Raw genomic sequence first — 613 nt, 5'->3', positions numbered from 1 at the left:
CTACTACGTGTGGAGCGACGACGACTCGCGCTACAGCGACGCGCGGATCATCTTCGTCGACACCGAGACGTCGAACTGGACCTACGACCCGGTGCGCGGGCAGTTCTTCTGGCACCGCTTCTTCTCCCACCAGCCGGACCTCAACTACGAGAACCCGGAAGTGCAGGAGGCGATGCTCGACATCCTGCGGTTCTGGCTCGACCTCGGCATCGACGGGTTCCGCCTCGACGCCGTGCCGTACCTCTTCGAAGAGGAAGGCACGATCTGCGAGAACCTGCCGCGCACGCACGAGTTCCTCAAGAAGTGCCGCAAGGTCGTCGACGACGAGTTCCCCGGCCGGGTGCTGCTCGCCGAGGCGAACCAGTGGCCGTCGGACGTGGTCGAGTACTTCGGTGACCCGGCGGTCGGCGGCGACGAGTGCCACATGGCGTTCCACTTCCCGCTGATGCCGCGGATCTTCATGGCGGTGCGGCGGGAGTCGCGGTTCCCGATCTCGGAGATCCTGGCGCAGACTCCGTCGATCCCGGAGAACTCGCAGTGGGGCATCTTCCTGCGCAACCACGACGAGCTCACGCTCGAGATGGTCACCGACGAAGAGCGCGACTACATGTAC

The 613-nt window shown here is 64.9% G+C and carries 1 protein-coding gene; it reads left to right on the top strand.

The features are described 5' to 3' along the window. On the top strand, positions 1-613 hold a 613-nt coding region (locus ADL03_RS03260; RefSeq protein ID WP_255353327.1), incomplete at both ends, for an alpha-amylase family glycosyl hydrolase.

This window comes from Nocardia sp. NRRL S-836 (assembly GCF_001279525.1).
Taxonomy (GTDB): Bacteria; Actinomycetota; Actinomycetes; order Mycobacteriales; family Pseudonocardiaceae; genus Lentzea.
This window is presented reverse-complemented; position numbering and strand designations above follow the sequence as displayed.